Source organism: Mesorhizobium sp. M00.F.Ca.ET.216.01.1.1, assembly GCF_004010325.2.
Taxonomy (GTDB): domain Bacteria; phylum Pseudomonadota; class Alphaproteobacteria; order Rhizobiales; family Rhizobiaceae; genus Mesorhizobium.
In genome coordinates, this window is the sequence record NZ_SADR02000429.1 from 1 (window position 1) to 307 (window position 307).

Annotated in this window: 1 protein-coding gene; it reads right to left on the minus strand. The window is 64.8% G+C overall.

Going from position 1 to position 307, the window contains the following annotated elements; genetic code table 11:
- Window positions 1-46: 46 nt before the first annotated feature.
- A partial coding sequence (locus tag EN859_RS36800; protein WP_348632974.1) for a flavoprotein occupies window positions 47-307 on the minus strand: 261 nt, incomplete at its 5' end.

A 307-nucleotide genomic window follows, 5' to 3' on the forward strand; every position in this document is an offset into this window, starting at 1 on the left:
ATGAAGGAACCGTGAGAGCCGCGCCGACTTCGGCGCGGCACATGCATCAGCGCGACACGAGCGATGCCGCGAGTCCTTGCCACCTCGGGTACGGTCGATCCGGGTCGATGCCGAGCTGATCGAGCACGCGCATGACGGTGTAATCGACGAGCGCCTCGATGCTGTCCGGTTTTGCATAGAACGCGGGCAGCGGCGGCATGACGAGCGCGCCCATCTCCGTTGCGAGCGTCATGTTGCGCAAATGGGCCAGCGTCAGCGGCGTTTCGCGGGCAAGCAGCACGAGCTTGCGTCGCTCCTTGAGCGTAAC